Annotated in this window: 12 protein-coding genes and 3 pseudogenes; 8 read left to right on the forward strand and 7 right to left on the reverse strand. The window is 57.4% G+C overall.

Annotation, left to right across the window (positions count from 1 at the left end):
- On the forward strand, nt 1-1,740 hold the full coding sequence (locus ACYZTU_RS05105) for a PTS fructose-like transporter subunit IIB (RefSeq protein ID WP_461968486.1): 1,740 nt from the start codon (nt 1-3) through the stop codon (nt 1,738-1,740).
- 148 nt (nt 1,741-1,888) lie between these two features.
- On the opposite strand, the gene ACYZTU_RS05110 is transcribed toward ACYZTU_RS05105, so the two are convergent.
- From ACYZTU_RS05110 to ACYZTU_RS05120, 3 genes and pseudogenes are all read right to left on the reverse strand, one after another.
- Nucleotides 1,889-2,131: a pyocin S6 family toxin immunity protein gene (locus ACYZTU_RS05110; protein ID WP_461968488.1), complete on the reverse strand. Its 243-nt coding sequence runs from the start codon at nt 2,129-2,131 to the stop codon at nt 1,889-1,891.
- Nucleotides 2,128-2,406: a colicin E3/pyocin S6 family cytotoxin gene (locus ACYZTU_RS05115; RefSeq protein ID WP_461970963.1), complete on the reverse strand. Its 279-nt coding sequence runs from the start codon at nt 2,404-2,406 to the stop codon at nt 2,128-2,130. The genes ACYZTU_RS05110 and ACYZTU_RS05115 overlap by 4 nt, the downstream gene beginning before the upstream one ends.
- Nucleotides 2,310-2,631 (reverse strand): annotated as a pseudogene (locus ACYZTU_RS05120) (S-type pyocin domain-containing protein); the annotation flags it as partial. The pseudogene ACYZTU_RS05120 and the gene ACYZTU_RS05115, both read right to left, overlap by 97 nt.
- Before the next feature lie 166 nt (nt 2,632-2,797).
- On the opposite strand from ACYZTU_RS05120, the gene ACYZTU_RS05125 reads away from it, so the two are divergent.
- The 6 genes from ACYZTU_RS05125 to ACYZTU_RS05150 all read left to right on the forward strand — a co-directional run bounded on the left by ACYZTU_RS05125 (nt 2,798) and on the right by ACYZTU_RS05150 (nt 7,432).
- The gene (locus ACYZTU_RS05125; protein ID WP_461968490.1) at nt 2,798-3,127 is read left to right on the forward strand and encodes a DUF6124 family protein; all 330 of its coding nucleotides are present in this window, start codon (nt 2,798-2,800) and stop codon (nt 3,125-3,127) included.
- 420 nt (nt 3,128-3,547) lie between these two features.
- On the forward strand, nt 3,548-4,105 hold the full coding sequence (locus tag ACYZTU_RS05130) for a hypothetical protein (protein WP_461968492.1): 558 nt from the start codon (nt 3,548-3,550) through the stop codon (nt 4,103-4,105).
- A 96-nt stretch (nt 4,106-4,201) separates the two neighbouring features.
- Nucleotides 4,202-4,519: an IS66-like element accessory protein TnpA gene (gene tnpA, locus ACYZTU_RS05135; protein WP_461964108.1), complete on the forward strand. Its 318-nt coding sequence runs from the start codon at nt 4,202-4,204 to the stop codon at nt 4,517-4,519.
- Entirely contained in the window at nt 4,516-4,851 is a 336-nt protein-coding gene (tnpB, locus tag ACYZTU_RS05140; protein ID WP_461964106.1) for an IS66 family insertion sequence element accessory protein TnpB, read from the forward strand. The genes tnpA and tnpB overlap by 4 nt, the downstream gene beginning before the upstream one ends.
- Before the next feature lie 61 nt (nt 4,852-4,912).
- Nucleotides 4,913-6,460 carry an IS66 family transposase gene (gene tnpC / locus ACYZTU_RS05145; protein WP_461964104.1) on the forward strand — a complete coding sequence of 516 codons (1,548 nt, stop codon included), beginning with the start codon at nt 4,913-4,915 and terminating at the stop codon, nt 6,458-6,460.
- A gap of 168 nt (nt 6,461-6,628) precedes the next feature.
- Entirely contained in the window at nt 6,629-7,432 is an 804-nt protein-coding gene (locus ACYZTU_RS05150) for a GGDEF domain-containing protein (protein WP_461968494.1), read from the forward strand.
- A 112-nt stretch (nt 7,433-7,544) separates the two neighbouring features.
- Here the strand turns inward: ACYZTU_RS05150 and ACYZTU_RS05155 are convergent.
- The 3 genes and pseudogenes from ACYZTU_RS05155 to tnpC (ACYZTU_RS05165) form a co-directional block, all read right to left on the reverse strand.
- Nucleotides 7,545-7,766 (reverse strand): annotated as a pseudogene (locus ACYZTU_RS05155) (transposase domain-containing protein); the annotation flags it as partial.
- A 92-nt stretch (nt 7,767-7,858) separates the two neighbouring features.
- Entirely contained in the window at nt 7,859-9,532 is a 1,674-nt protein-coding gene (ltrA, locus tag ACYZTU_RS05160; RefSeq protein WP_461968496.1) for a group II intron reverse transcriptase/maturase, read from the reverse strand.
- A 575-nt stretch (nt 9,533-10,107) separates the two neighbouring features.
- Nucleotides 10,108-10,764 (reverse strand): annotated as a pseudogene (gene tnpC, locus ACYZTU_RS05165) (IS66 family transposase); the annotation flags it as partial.
- A gap of 118 nt (nt 10,765-10,882) precedes the next feature.
- On the opposite strand from tnpC (ACYZTU_RS05165), the gene ACYZTU_RS05170 reads away from it, so the two are divergent.
- A complete protein-coding gene (locus ACYZTU_RS05170) occupies nt 10,883-12,424 on the forward strand; it encodes an alkaline phosphatase D family protein (RefSeq protein ID WP_461968498.1) in 1,542 nt (513 codons plus the stop codon).
- Between the two features lie 172 nt (nt 12,425-12,596).
- Here the strand turns inward: ACYZTU_RS05170 and ACYZTU_RS05175 are convergent, their stop codons facing one another.
- Nucleotides 12,597-15,125, reverse strand: coding sequence for a PepSY domain-containing protein (locus tag ACYZTU_RS05175; protein WP_461968500.1), 2,529 nt, complete (start codon nt 15,123-15,125; stop codon nt 12,597-12,599).
- Between the last annotated feature and the right edge of the window lie 103 nt (nt 15,126-15,228).

The following is a 15,228-nucleotide window of genomic DNA, read 5'->3' on the forward strand; positions in this document are numbered from 1 at the left end:
ATGAAGTTAGCGATTGTTACTGCCTGCCCGAATGGCATGGTCACCAGCGTTTTGTGCGCCCGTTTGCTCGATGCAGCGGCCCAGCGTCAGGGTTGGAGCACCAGTGTCGAAGTCAACGATGCCGCGCACCCTGAACGCCAATTGTCGGCGGCCACGATCGAGGCGGCCGAGTGGGTTTTGCTGGTGACCAGCGCGCCTGTGGATATGTCGCGATTCGTCGGCAAGCGGGTCTTCCAAAGCACGCCGGCGCAAGCCCTGCAAGATGTTGAAGCGGTGCTACGGCGCGGTGCTGAAGAAGCTCAGGTATACGTGGCCCCCGACGTCGTCGCCGAGCCTGCTGCCGTGGTAAAAAATGCGCCGCGACTGGTTGCAGTCACCGCATGCCCGACCGGCGTCGCTCATACCTTCATGGCCGCCGAGGCCTTGCAGCAAGCGGCAAAACGTCTGGGCTACGACCTGCGAGTGGAAACCCAGGGTTCGGTCGGTGCGCGCAATCCGTTGAGCGCCGACGCCATTGCCGATGCGGATGTGGTGTTGCTGGCGGCGGACATCGAAGTCGCCACCGAGCGTTTTGCTGGCAAGAAGATTTACCGTTGTGGCACCGGCATCGCCCTCAAACAAGCCGAGGCGACGCTGAACAAAGCGTTGGCCGAAGGCACGCAGGAAACCGCATCGACCGGTGCCAAAGGTCCGGCCAGGCAAGAGAAAACCGGCGTCTACAAACACCTGCTGACGGGCGTGTCGTTCATGCTGCCGATGGTGGTGGCAGGCGGTCTGATGATCGCTTTGTCGTTTGTGTTTGGCATCACGGCATTCAAGGAGGAAGGCACGCTCGCGGCAGCCCTGATGCAGATCGGCGGCGAGACCGCGTTCAAGCTGATGGTGCCGCTGTTGGCGGGTTACATCGCCTACTCGATCGCCGACCGTCCAGGCCTGGCGCCGGGGATGATTGGCGGTCTGCTGGCAAGCACCCTGGGCGCTGGGTTTATCGGTGGGATCATTGCCGGTTTCATCGCCGGTTACGCGGCGCAGGCGATCAATCGTTATGCGCGCTTGCCGCAAAGTCTTGAGGCATTGAAACCGATTCTGATCATCCCGTTGCTGGCGAGTCTGTTCACCGGTCTGGTGATGATCTACGTGGTGGGCAAACCGGTGGCTGGGATGCTCGAAGGGCTTACGCACTTCCTCGATAGCATGGGCACCACCAACGCGATTCTGCTCGGTGTGTTGCTCGGCGGGATGATGTGCGTCGACCTTGGCGGGCCGATCAACAAAGCCGCGTATGCGTTCTCGGTGGGGCTGCTGGCGTCGCAAAGCTATGCGCCAATGGCCGCGACCATGGCGGCCGGCATGGTGCCGCCGATTGGCTTGGGTATCGCCACTTTTATTGCGCGACGCAAGTTCGCCCAGGCTGAACGCGAGGCCGGTAAAGCGGCGTTGGTGTTGGGGCTGTGTTTTATCTCCGAAGGCGCGATTCCGTTTGCCGCCAAGGACCCGTTGCGAGTGATCCCGGCGAGCATTGCCGGTGGTGCATTGACCGGTGCGCTGTCGATGTACTTCGGCTGCAAACTGATGGCGCCGCACGGCGGGTTGTTCGTGCTGGCGATCCCGAATGCGATCAACCATGCACTGTTGTATCTGCTGGCGATTGTGGCCGGGAGTTTGCTGACGGCGGTGGCGTATGCGCTGCTCAAGCGGCCGGAAGTTGTTGAGCTGGCGTTGGAGCCTGTCACCGCCTGACACCCAACCCTGTGGGAGCAAGCTGAACTGGTCCAGTAATTTTGGACATTTTTTTCGGTTCTCACGCCGCCAACTTTCCGCTGCTACAGGTGAGTGGTAACCGTTGTAACTATGGCGCCTGACGTTGTTGTAGCGCGCCATTCAAGGCTCACTCGTAACTGCTGAGATACAGCATTAGGTCCTTGGGAAGTTCAATCATTGCGAGATTCTCAATGGCTGCAACCTGCCCGGCGGATAGTAGATGGCTTGCCATGGCATCCTCTACTTCATGCCAAGCCATTATCGGCATCAGGGCATCCGTGGTAACGGTCCGGGACAAATCCACCTCGAATACAGCCAAGTCACCGTTTTCAGGTATTCCGTAAATCTGAAACTTCAGTTCGTATTTCATGGCTCAACCGCTCTGGTTTTATTTGCTGGCCTTGTCTGGGCCCCCGTGTCCGGATTGAACTCACCGAGGTGTTTGCCACGCTTGTTGTACTTCTCCAGCGCCCCATGTTGAGAGTCCCATTCGTAGATCGTACCGTCTTCATCTTTCCATCTATCGCGTAACCCACCGCCTTTTTTTGGTCGGCAGGGAACCAGTTGATCGCATCCTGATACTCGGGCGGATGCTCCGGGTTCACTAATGCCTTGTTGGCTTGCTCGGTGGGCGGGTATACCCACACAAACGGTAGTTGCGGGGCGCCGGCCAGGGCGGGAATGCCAAGTACGTCATCGGGATTTACCGCAGGCGTCCAGGTAAGGCCAATCCCGTTGCCGATGTCAGCAACAAACTTTCTCGCCTTTCTGGGTGGCCTTGATGACAGGGACGAATTCCCAGTCTTTTTTTCCGCCCGTGTAGAAGCCGTAAGCGCTGACAGAGCCGTCCAGCAATGTTTTCACATTGATGCACAAGCTTCCGTTCAGTCAGGTACTTGTTCTTAATGGTGGCTGTGCGCAGGGCGCTTCGGCGCGCCGGCAATGCTGATTCTCACCGGTCGACTAACCTGCACATAGCCGCCACCCTTCGTTTAGTCGCGAAAAGGCTGCGGCTCCCAGCCAAGAGAGTCAGCATATGCATAAGGTCACGCCTAATCCGCCAGATATTGATTCGGCTGCTGCGTCCGAATCAATCGATCCAGAAAAACTCAACCAGACCCCACGCAAGCCCAGCACAATCTTCTTTATAGCCCCGGAAATCGACAACCAAACGTTGCTGGAATACGCCTGTGAATCGCTGGCCTCAGCGAATGTCATGGTGAGTGACTTCGCGAGGTATCTGAAGGGATGTAAGCGTCCGGCCAAGTCACATCCGAATTTCAGCATTAATGATGATGGTTGTCCGCCTAATTTAAAGCGGACGCAATGGCTCTTAATATGTAACCGTCCTCAGAACACACCTTGAAGAATTACACGGCAAGGATTTATACGGTCATCTGCCGTTCGGAGGGCTACTGCTCCAGCGCCTCATACGATATATTTTTTAGACGTGTACTTGTCATGCGCATGGCAACGGTTGGCATTCCGGATCACCAACGTGATGCCGCTACTCAGGAGACGTAATCTCTACGTCATTTTTTTGGGGTTGCTTGCTGAATCGCAGTGCCCGCCGAACTCTATGAAAGCGTCCACTTCACTGATCAGTTGTAAAAAACTAGACCTTTAGCTAAAAACGGATGGCAACGAGTCGTCAGTAGTATAAAAAGGCGCAAGGCCGCCGAGGAACGTGGCTGCCAGTAATCGTCTGTCGGCGCATAGTCGCCCAGTTTATCAAGGCCCCTTCAGGCTTTTCAGAATATGATTGCTGACATGAAGAGGTGCCACCTTGCATATATCTCTAAACCGTGCCAGCCATCGAGATTTGTTGTTGATCCTTGGCTTTCTCGCTTCCCATTTTTTTGTCGTCTCCATCTCTTCAGATGTTGAAGACCTAGCCTCTGCCCCCTTTCAAATAATCGCCGAACTGCTCGCCGCGTGGGGTTGCTTCAAAATTGCAATCCGCAAAGCCTCCAAAGTGAGTTTTGGTTGGTCATACCTCGCGCTCGCTTGCGCGCTGACGGCAGTGAACACAATATCTTGCTTATGGGCTTATCGATGGCATGGCGCGAGTTATGACGAAGCCAATATCTCTGATTACTTTTATGTCCTGAACTACATTGCAGCACTGCTGGCAGTGACATGGTCGAAAGAAGAGCCGCCGTCAGGCTGGTTTCTTTGGACGGATGCTGCGCTAGTCATCATGTGTCTTTTCCTAAGCTACATTGTGTTGTTCGACGTATTTCCATTAAGCGGTGAGATGCCAGATCCAGTACCAGCGGACAAGCTGGTCTTCACTTTCAATCTGATGAACGCCGCGCTAGTAGCGTTTGCCATTGCCAGGTAAGCGTCCGGCCAAGTCACCTTCCGAACTCCAGCATTAAGGGCGATGGTGTCCGCGTATTTTTAAGCGGACGCGATCACCCTTAACGTCAGGATTTCCATGCGCCAACGAAGCTCTTATCCAAAACCCTTCAAGGCCCAGGTTGTTCAGGAATGCCTGCAACCGGGCGCGACTCTATCCAGCGTTGCCATCAGTCACGGCATCAACGCCAACGTGATCCGCAAGTGGCTGCCGCTTTACCGGGATCAATTGCCAGCGGCGTTGCCGGCTTTCGTTCCATTGAGACCCACGCCCAAACGGCAGACAGAAGCGATGGCCATTATTGAGCTGTCGCTTGGCGAGCAAACGCTCACAGTGAAATGGCCGACTTCCGATCCTGAAAGTTGCGCCCGCTTTGTCCGTGGGCTCACGCCATGATCCGCATCGATGCTATCTGGCTCGCCACCGAGCCTATGGACATGCGCGCCGGCACTGAAACTGCGCTGGCCAGGGTGATCGCGGTGTTCGGTGCGGCGAAGCCGCACTGCGCTTATCTGTTTGCCAATCGCCGTGCCAATCGCATGAAAGTGCTGGTACACGATGGGATTGGCGTTTGGCTGGCTGCACGTCGCCTGAACCAAGGCAAGTTCCACTGGCCAGGCATTCGACAAGGCAGCGAAATGCAGCTGGATACCGAGCAACTTCAGGCCTTGGTGCTCGGTCTACCTTGGCAACGCGTTGGAGCTGGCGGGGCAATCACACTGCTTTAAAAACTCTAATTTGCGTCTTGGCTTGCTGTCGCAAGCGGTCTGCTTTGGTAAAATCCAGGGCATGACTTCCTCGCCCAATCTCGATCAAATGAATCCCGACCAACTGCGTGCATTCGCTGCGCAGTTGCTGTCGCAAGTCGAGACCATGGGCAAGACCGTCGAAACAATGGGTAAGAAGATCAACCGCGATCAAACGGTGATCGAGAAGCTGACCCACGAGATCGCCCAACTCAAGCGTTTGAAGTTTGCCAAGCGCAGCGAGCAGATGAATCCGCAGCAGGCCAGCCTGCTTGATGACCTGATCGATACCGATATCGCGGCGATTGAGGCTGAGCTTCAAGCCTTGCAAATAGCGCCAGCGGCGACCGAAACAAAGCAAAAGCCCAAGCGCACCGCATTGCCGGCAGAATTCCCACGCATGTTGATCCATCACGAACCGGACAACACCCACTGCCTATGCGGCTGCGCACTCAAGCGCATCGGTGAAGATGTCAGCGAAAAGCTGGACTACACGCCCGGCGTGTTTACCGTCGAACGCCACGTTCGTGGCAAGTGGGTTTGCGATGACTGCGAAACGCTGATCCAGGCCCCCGTACCGGCGCAGGTCATCGACAAGGGCATCCCGACTGCTGGGTTACTTGCCCACGTCATGATCGCGAAGTTCGCTGATCATCTTCCGCTTTACCGTCAGGAATCGATTTTTGGTCGTGCCGGCTTGGCGATTCCACGCTCGACTTTGGCTCAATGGGTGGGGGTTACTGGCGTGCAGTTGCAGCCCCTGGTCGATGCACTGCGCAACGTAGTGCTCGGGCAGCAGGTCGTCCACGCCGATGAAACACCGGTGCAGATGCTCGCTCCGGGTTCGAAGAAAACCCACCGCTCTTATGTTTGGGCTTACGCCACCAGCCAATTTTGCGAAACAGCCGCTGTCGTCTACGACTTCAGTCCCAGCCGCGCCGGTGAACATGCTCGCAACTTCCTGCAAGGCTGGAAAGGTAAGCTGGTCTGCGACGATTTTGGCGGTTACAAGGCCAGCTTCGAACTCGGCGTGACCGAGATCGGCTGCATGGCCCATGCCCGGCGCAAGTTCTTCGAATTGCACGCTACTAACAAGAGCCAGCTCGCCGAGCAGGCCCTGCGTTACATCCAGTTGCTGTACGAAATCGAGAGCGAAGTGCGCGATCTGGAGCCGGATTTACGGTGCCGAATACGGCAAGAAAAAGCCGTACCGGTGATGGGTATGCTGCATGCCTGGATGATCGCCCAGCGTGATCTTGTGCCCGAAGGTTCGGCTATCAGCAGAGCGCTCGATTACAGCCTGAAACGCTGGGCAGCGCTGTCGCGCTACCTCGATGACGGGGCCGTACCCATTGATAATAATTGGGCGGAGAACCAGATCCGACCATGGGCTCTTGGGCGCAAGAACTGGCTCTTCGCCGGGTCGCTACGCAGCGGAAAACGGGCGGCGGCAATCATGAGCTTGATCCAGTCTGCGCGGCTGAATGGTCATGACCCGTACGCCTATCTAAAGGATGTTCTCATGCGCCTGCCGACGCAGCGGGCGAGTGAAATCGAGCAGTTGCTTCCGCATAAGTGGCAGCCGGTTTAATCACGCAAGGCGTGATGCCCGGACGCATACATTGCCAGGCTTATCGGCCGATCAACGAACTCCTACCGCAGCCACTTCGACCGAACGCTTGCTGTCTTCATCTTGTTGTTCGAGCCAATCATATGCTTCTACAACCTCTATTATGAATCCAAGCCTGGCCCCCACGATGTGCTAATCGCTCTTCCCTACCTAGTACTGTGGTTCCTGACCCGGTTGACTCCTGAAGAGGTCGAAGCCGCAGATCAGCGAAACAGGTTTGCATTAATAATCGACAACATTGGCCCCGCAGTCTTGACCGCAGTCACTATCTGTTTGGCTGTAATCATTGGCAAAAGTCACCCCTGGCTAGGCTTCTGGGTCGTGATAGCGGTATTTGCGGTGTCTGCGATCCGAAGTGCGTTTGTGCAAAGCCGTTACATCTTGCTGCAAGAAGAGCTAATGACGGCTAACCGGACGTTGGAGCACATTTCCTACAGCGATGGTCTGACTGGCATAGCTAACCGACGGATGTTCGACATAGCACTTCAGTTAAGCGTCGAATTAGCGAAGCGACATCAAACACCTCTGTCGCTGCTATTGATCGATATTGACCACTTTAAAAATCTCAACGACACGCAGGGCCACCTCCAAGGTGACAAGTGTCTGGTCCGTGTAGCCCAAGCCCTTAGGGGCAGCGTTAATCGCGCTTCAGACATGGCCGCTCGATACGGTGGAGAAGAATTTGTGATTTTATTGCCGCATACCAGCCTTTCTAATGCCCTCGTCATCGCACAGCGCTCCCTGGAGACCGTCAAGTCTTTACAAATACAAAACGTCACACCAACTGGTGAACACCTGAGCATCAGCATTGGTGTGGCCACTTTCGATGGGAAAGCCATAAAGACCGGTGCCGAGCTAGTGCTCGCAGCGGACACAGCCCTTTACGCTGCCAAGCGTGGTGGGAGAGCTACGATTCGCAGTAATTTTGCTTGAGCTATATTAAGCGTATCGTCGGTCGCGGTAGGGACGGCAGTTGCCTGCCGCCCCCGCACAGATCCGTACGTTCGGAACTACGTAAGCGTCCGCCGAAGTCACCTTGCATGACTCAGGCAGATACCCACTGATGCGGCAGCAGTTGGTCAATCTCACTCGCTCGCTGCATCGGCAGCCGCGTCAGCACATCTTTGAGATAGGCATACGGATCATGCCCATTCATACGCGCTGACTGGATCAAGCTCATGATCGCCGCCGCTCGTTTGCCGCTGCGAAGCGACCCGGCAAACAACCAGTTTGAACGCCCGAGCGCCCACGGCCAGATCTGATTGTCGGGTAGTCAGACGCGGTTGCCCGCGTCCAACCCCCTAAGAACCGTGCATGCGAGTTTCCCAGCACACGGCTCAAGCCTCTGCTAAGGCGCCTCTAGGCACCCGGTTGAACATCATCGGCATAGGCAAATTGCACATCCCTCGGGCAGCGCAGGTGGTAGATCTCAAGATTGGCTGCTGCGTCCGTCCCGCCATGACCTAGCTTCACAACATGGCGACTGTGCCACGGCGTGTCTTTGGTCACCGGCTTGAAGCAGGCGCGGCACCTGCCGCCCTGTTGCACCCATACCCGATACAGCTTGGCTCGACCTTTAACGGAAGTGAGCATCTTCTTGCCCCAGCGGGATTCAAAGTACTCATCCCATGCAGGGTCGTGAGGGTTGGCAGCAGCCTTAATCTTGATATGCCGCACAATCGGCGTGTCTGAGGCGTCTACTAGCGTGTATTGACGCTTCCGACCATCGGCTGATTTTTCGGTACACGAGAACACCCAACGGCGCGCCCCTTGTACTTTGAAATATCGATCCTTTACCCATCGGCGTGTTTTGCGAGGGTGGCGACGTACCGCCCATCGCCAGAGCATTTCCCACACTGCGCTGTCCACCTGATTGAAGACCTTCTTCGCGACGACATGGCTGTGATAGTTTGCCCAACCCCGTAAAACCGGGTTGAGCAAACCTATCAAGTTCGCCTGTCGTATCGTTTTGTTGGTCTTGATCAACTCTCGCAACTTGGCAAGGAGAGCCCCGATGTTCGCCTTGGACGGCTTGATCAGGAGCTTGCCGTTGTACTTGCGCAGGTTCCATCCGAGGAAGTCGAACCCGTCCCCTATGTGCGTTATTTTGGTTTTTTCCGGAGAGAGGACTAGTCCACGCTCTGCCAGGAATTCAACCACGGCGGGCCTGACTTCATTCTCCAGCCACTCTTTCGAACAGCCAGTGATGATGAAGTCGTCTGCATAACGCACCATCTGCATTTTTCGGGCTGTCCACTTTGCATTGGGAAACCTCATTGCCAGCATCGCTTCCAACCCGTCCAGCGTCATGTTCGCCAACACCGGGGACGCGATACCTCCTTGCGGTGTTCCGGCGTGGCTGGGGAATAGTTCGTTTCGGTAGACGTAACCGGCCTTGAGCCATTTCTGCAAAATGGCCTTGTCCATAGGGATGTTGGCGATCAACCAGTCATGGCTGATATTGTCGAAACAGCCTTGAATGTCGCCCTCTAACACCCACTCCGCGTTTGCTTTTCGTGACAGCACACCAAAGCACTGTGCGGCGGCATCCGCAGTTGAACGTTCCGGCCTGAATCCATAAGAGTTCAGATCGGCGGTGGTTTCCGCTATTGGTTCCAGAGCCAGCAAATGAAGCGCCTGCATGGCCCGGCATTTCATCGCGGGAATTCCGAGAGGTCTAGTCTTGCCGTTTTTCTTCGGAATGAGGACTCTCCGAAGCGGGAGCGGAGAGTAACCTCGCCGCGTCAACGACTCTATCGCGCCGAGCTTGGCCCTAGGCGTATTCCAAGTAACCTTGTCCACGCCGGGGGTATTTTTGCCTTTGTTTTCAGACACCCGTTTCACGGCAAATGCCTTGCCGCTGAACGAGTGAGTCAGCAGCCATTGCAGGGCTTTCACCTTGTTATGTCTGCCATCTTGTACAGCCTTCACAATACGCGCTTGCAGCCCTCTGACACGACGTTGTACGGCGATCCAATCGATGCCGTCCCACGACGTGCCGGAAGGTGCACACGCCAATGCTGCTGCGTTCATTTGCTCTCCTTCCGTTGAAAGGGTTCTACCTACTCTCGTGTGAAGAGAGACCATGAGGACGTCTGCCCGCTTTCGCGTGAAGTGATGTTTCAACCTCTATCCAACCCATTACAGGACGGCGTTCGCTTTTTCCTCGTTCCTTCGCCCGCACCGCCATGGGCAGTTTTTGCAAACTGCTTTCCCAATGGGAGCGATACGGGATTTCCACGTTCCGCTTACTGAAGTACGTCGGGTTAGGTGCCTGCTATCGACCGGGAGGCATGTGGGTCACGAACGCGTAGTCGAAAGACGCTATTCCCACCTCCGTTACCTTTTGGTTCGAGCGTATAAGCCATTTCCGCTCGCTCAACTTAACGATCGTTGCGCAGATTCACATGTGTTCACCGTACCGACTATCTAGCCCTCATCCGGCTATGGCTGCCAGAAGGGTACGCCTCTCGCGATTGGTACCCCGCACCTTGCGGTGCCTCGTTACATTGTCAAAGGCGCTCTTGATTCAGCCTTCTAGATTCACCCGGTGACACGGGTGGTTCCCTCCAAGGGGAACAACTTCTGTAAGCGACTTCGTGTCGCACCTCGACTGGGTTGTTGTCGATGGGCACGGCCCCATCTTCCAGGTAGCGCGTCAGCGCGACCCAGCGTTTAAGGCTGTAATCCAAGGCTTTGACCGTCGCTGATCCGTTGGGTACAAGATCGCGCTGGGCCAACATCCAGTCGTGCAGCGCTTTCGCTAACGGCGCAGCTTTTTCTTGCCGTATCCGCCAGCGATCCTCATCACTCATGTCGCACGCTTGGCGTTCAACTTCGTACAAGCCGCCAATCGAGTGCAGTGCCTGTGCTGCCAACTGACTTTTATTCGCCACGTGCAGATCGAAAAACTTGCGGCGTGCGTGGGCCATGCAACCAATTTCGGTCATGCCCTTCTCGAAACCGGCTTTGTAGCCAGCAAAATCGTCGCACACCAGCTTGCCGTTCCACGAGCCGAGGAAGTTACGTGCATGCTCACCGGCGCGGCTCGGGCTGAAGTCATAAACCACTGCCTTAAGCGCCGAGAACGGCGTGGTGCAGTAAACCCAGACATAAGCGCGGTGAGTTTTCTTCTCTCCGGGCGCAAGCATCTGCACCGGAGTTTCGTCAGCATGGACAACTCGTTGGGCCAGAACAGCTTCTCGCAAGGCATCAACCAATGGCTGAAGCTGTACACCGGTCTGCCCAACCCATTGCGCGAGAGTCAGCACATTTGTTGAATGTTAAATCGTCTTCGCGAGCAGGCTCGCTCCCACAGGAGGTTACGTTTTCACACGGACGTCATGCGTACATGCTTAAGTTTTCCTTTTCAGGGAGAACACCATGAGCGAATTCGACCTCGGCCGCCGTCGTGTCATCCAAGCCGTCGGTGCCGGGCTGTTGTTGCCAGGCCTGGCGCCGGCGGTGATCGCCTCGGTCAAGGATCGTCCGCAACTCACTGACGGCGTGCAGTCCGGCGACGTGCTGGGTGACCGGGCGATGATCTGGAGCCGCTGCGATCGCCCGGCGCGGATGGTCGTGGAGTGGGACACCCGCAGCCTGTTCGGTAACCCTCGCCGTTTTGTCTCGCCGTTGGCCATTTCCAATACCGATTTCACCGCCCGGGTCGAACTCACTGGCCTGCCCGCCGACCAGGCGATTTTCTACCGTGTGCACTTCGAAGACGCCCAGAGCGGTGTCGCCAGCGAACCCTGGTTTGGCCATCTGCGCAGCGTGCCGCAAACCCGTCGCGATATCCGTTTCGTCTGGAGCGGCGACACCGTCGGCCAGGGCTTCGGCATCAACCCGGACATCGGCGGCATGCGCATCTACGAAGCCATGCGTTTGCGCCTGCCTGACTTTTTTATCCACAGCGGCGACACCATCTACGCCGACGGTCCCGTACCTGCGCAGCTCACCACAGAGAGCGGCCGCGTGTGGCGCAACATCACCACTGAAGCCAAGAGCAAAGTCGCCGAAACCCTCGATGAATATCGCGGCAATTACCGCTACAACCTGATGGACGAAAACATCCGCCGCTTCAACGCCCAGGTCCCGCAGATCTGGCAATGGGATGATCACGAAGTGCTGAACAATTGGTCGCCGGGCAAGCAACTCGATGAGCGCTACAAGAGCAAAGATATCCACAGCCTGGTCGGTCGCGCGCGTCAGGCCTGGCTGGAATATGCACCGATGCGGTTGCAGAGTGCCGATGGCGGCGGGCGGATTTATCGCAAGCTCAGTTACGGCCCGTTACTCGATGTGTTCGTGCTCGATATGCGCAGCTATCGCGAAGCCAATGACGACAACCTGGGTGCCGCTAAACCGTTCCTCGGCCGTGAACAACTTGACTGGCTCAAGGCTTCATTGAAAGCCTCAAGCGCGCAATGGAAAGTCATCGCCGCCGACATGCCGATCGGCCTCGGCGTACCGGATGGTGAAGTCAGCCCCGGTGTGGCGCGTTGGGAAGCCGTGGCCAATGGCGATCCTGGACCGGCCCAGGGGCGTGAACTGGAAATTGCCGAGTTGTTGGGCTTCCTGCGGGCGCAGCAGGTGCGCAATTTTGTCTGGCTGACGGCGGATGTGCATTACTGCGCAGCGCACCACTACCATCCGGATCGTGCTGCATTTCAGGATTTCGAGCCGTTCTGGGAGTTTGTCGCCGGTCCTTTGAATGCGGGCAGCTTCGGGCCTAATCCGCTGGATAAAACCTTTGGTCCTGAAGTGGTGTTCGAGAAAGCACCACCGGCACAAAACACCTCGCCGTTTGCCGGGTTTCAGTTTTTTGGTGAGGTGAACATTGAAGGGCAGACGGGGGAGATGAGTGTGGTGTTGCGGGATTTGGATGGGGTTGGGGTGTTTGAACAGAAGCTGCAGCCAGTCTGATAGATCCACCGCTCACCCCAGCCCTCTCCCCACGGGTGAGAGGGGGAGAGGGGGCCTATCTCCATTGGATTCGAAACCTGAGTTCGACTCGGAATTTCAGGTCAATATAACTCTAAGAACAGCTCGGTCAGTTCCCTCTCCCTCTGGGAGAGGGCTAGGGTGAGGGGCTCTTTCAGTAGACGTCACGCCGATACCGGCCCTGCTCGATCAGGCGGTCGACTTCTTCAATCCCGAGCACTTCGTTCAGCACGTGATCCACCCCCGACGCCATCCCCTGCAAGCTGCCGCAGATGTAAATAACGGCACCGTCAGCCAACCACTTCTTCAACTCCCCAGCAGACTCCCGCAGTCGATCCTGTACATAAATCTTCTCGGCCTGATCCCGCGAGAACGCCAGGTCCAACCGCTCCAGATCCCCCGAAATCAGCCACTCTTCAAGCTCTGCGCGGCACAGGTAGTCATGTTCCCGATGACGTTCGCCGAACAATAGCCAATGACGTTGCTGCCCATCGGCGATCCGCGCCTTGAGCAAACTGCGCAGCCCGGCCAGGCCGGTGCCGTTGCCCAGCAGGATCATCGGTACCGGTTCGGCCGGCAGGTGGAAACCGCTGTTGCGCCGTACGCGCAAGCTGATGGTGCCGCCCACAGGAGCGTGTTCGGTCAACCAGCCGGAGCCGACGCCCAGGCTGCCCTCGGGATGCAGTTCCTGGCGCACGATCAGTTCGAGGATGCCGTCGGCGGCGATCGAGGCAATGGAGTATTCGCGTATGGCCAGGGGCACCAAGGCATTCACCAATGCCTGAGCGTGCAGGCCGACCAGATGGGTTCTGTTCTCGGGCAGTTGTCGACTGGCGAGGGCTTGCTCCAGCGGTTGCGACAGGCTGTCGAGCGTCACCGTGGCCCGACCGTCAATGCCCAGGCCATCGAGGAAATGTTCGATTGCCCACGGGCAATTGCGCGGCATCACTTCCACCAGGTCACCGGCCAGCCAACTGCTGGTGGACGGGGCGGTGAGGCCGAGCAAGTACACGCCCGAACCGGTGCTGTCAGGGTTGAGCCGTTCGCGGCGGGTCAGCGTCCAGTTGCCGTAGCTCGGCGCTTGCCAGGTGTCCACCGGTGTCTGTCCGGTCAGCAGGCCGAGTTGCTGCTGCCAGTGACGCAAGGCGTAAGGGTCGCCGCTGTCGACTTCTACCGGCGCGAACAGGGTCTTGCCGCCATGCTCGCCCAGCCAGGTGTGCAAGCGTCGAGCGAAACCGCAGAAGTGCTGATACTGCCGATCGCCGAGCCCAAGCACGGCGTAGTTCAGGCTTTCCAGGCTCAATGCCTGGCCCAGCACTTTGCGCTCAAACCTGCGGGCGCTGTCCGGCGCTTCACCGTCGCCGAAGGTGCTGACCACGAACAGCGCATTGCCGGAATCACGCAGATCCTGCTCGCTGACATCCGCCAGCGGCTGAACCTTCACCGGCAGTCCCGCAGCCTGCAATTGCCCGGCGGTCTGCCACGCCAGTTGTTCGGCAAACCCGCTCTGACTGGCGAAGACGATCAGCCATGCGGGAGCGTCGCTACCCGGTTGCGCGAGGCCTTTGCGGGTATCCTTGATCTGCTTTTTCTTGCGTCGACGATCGAGGTACAACAACCAACCGGTGACGAAAAACAGCGGCATCGTCAGCGCGGTAATTGTCAGGATAATTCGCCCGACAATGCCGAAGTAGCTGCCGACGTGCAGCGCGTAAATGCTGGTCAGTAGTTGCGCCTTGAGGCTCTTGTTGCTGTAGCGGTCATGCCGTTTGACGATGCCGGTCGCCGGATCGAGGCTGATCTGGTTCAGCGCGCGGTCGTGGGGCGAGCTGCTCAAAAGGTAGAACACGGTGGCCGGCTGCCCGGCCACTGACGGCATGCGGATGTTGTAGGCACTCAGTGCTGGACCTGCAGCGCTGTAGAGGCTGCTCCACATTGCTGCGTAATCGGCGGTGGGTGCCGGGCCGCTCGGTGCGGGGCCACGACCGTCCCGAGCACGCTCGTTCTGCGGCAAGTCGGAAAGTAATTGGGTCAGCCCCTTTTTGTACCACTCATAGGACCAGGACAACCCGGTCAGCGCCGCCAGAAGGTAAAACACCAGGCACCATGTGCCGGCCACCGAGTGCAAATCCCAGTTGAAGCTGCGGCCCTTTTTCTTCCAGTCGAGGGTCAGCCAAGCGCGCCAGCTTTTCCACTGACGTGGCCAGCGCAGGTACAGACCGGACAGGCAGAAGAACACCAGAATCAGCGTGCACGCGCCGGTGATCTGCCGACCGGTATCGCCCATGGCGAGGAAACGGTGCAGTTGCAGCATCAGGCCGAAGAAGTCCTGGCCAGTGGCATCGCCCATGAACTCGGCGGTGTACGGATCGAAGTAGCGCATCTCGCCGCGGCGTTCACCCTGTGGCGGGGTAAAGGACACCCGCGCGGCGTTGCCGCTGTCGGTCTCGACCCAGAGCATCGCGACTTTCTTGCCGGATGCACCCTCGATTTTCTCCACCAGCTCAACGGGCGGCAGGACGCCAGCGACCTGCTTCTCGACCTGCAACACAGAAGGGTTCAGCGCGCGCAGGATTTCATCCTGAAACGACACTGTCGCCCCGGTGATGCCCATCAGGGCCAGTACCAGTCCGGCGCTGATGCCGAAAAACCAGTGCAACTGGAACAGGGTTTTCTTCAACACGTCGCTCGCCTTGTTCGTTCGGAAATAATCATCACGGCGCGCATTATGCCGTGGGTTGTCGAGAAACATTCTTTTTTACGCACAAAAGCCCCGTTCACCTGGA

This window comes from Pseudomonas sp. HLT2-19-2, from assembly GCF_054898005.1.

Coding starts and splice junctions, on each gene's coding strand:
- ACYZTU_RS05105 (WP_461968486.1), top strand. CDS start 1: ATGAAGTTAGCGATTGTTACTGCCTGCCCGAATGGCATGGTCACCAGC.
- ACYZTU_RS05110 (WP_461968488.1), bottom strand. CDS start 2,131: ATGAAATACGAACTGAAGTTTCAGATTTACGGAATACCTGAAAACGGT.
- ACYZTU_RS05125 (WP_461968490.1), top strand. CDS start 2,798: ATGCATAAGGTCACGCCTAATCCGCCAGATATTGATTCGGCTGCTGCG.
- tnpA (WP_461964108.1), top strand. CDS start 4,202: ATGCGCCAACGAAGCTCTTATCCAAAACCCTTCAAGGCCCAGGTTGTT.
- tnpB (WP_461964106.1), top strand. CDS start 4,516: ATGATCCGCATCGATGCTATCTGGCTCGCCACCGAGCCTATGGACATG.
- tnpC (WP_461964104.1), top strand. CDS start 4,913: ATGACTTCCTCGCCCAATCTCGATCAAATGAATCCCGACCAACTGCGT.
- ltrA (WP_461968496.1), bottom strand. CDS start 9,532: ATGAACGCAGCAGCATTGGCGTGTGCACCTTCCGGCACGTCGTGGGAC.
- ACYZTU_RS05170 (WP_461968498.1), top strand. CDS start 10,883: ATGAGCGAATTCGACCTCGGCCGCCGTCGTGTCATCCAAGCCGTCGGT.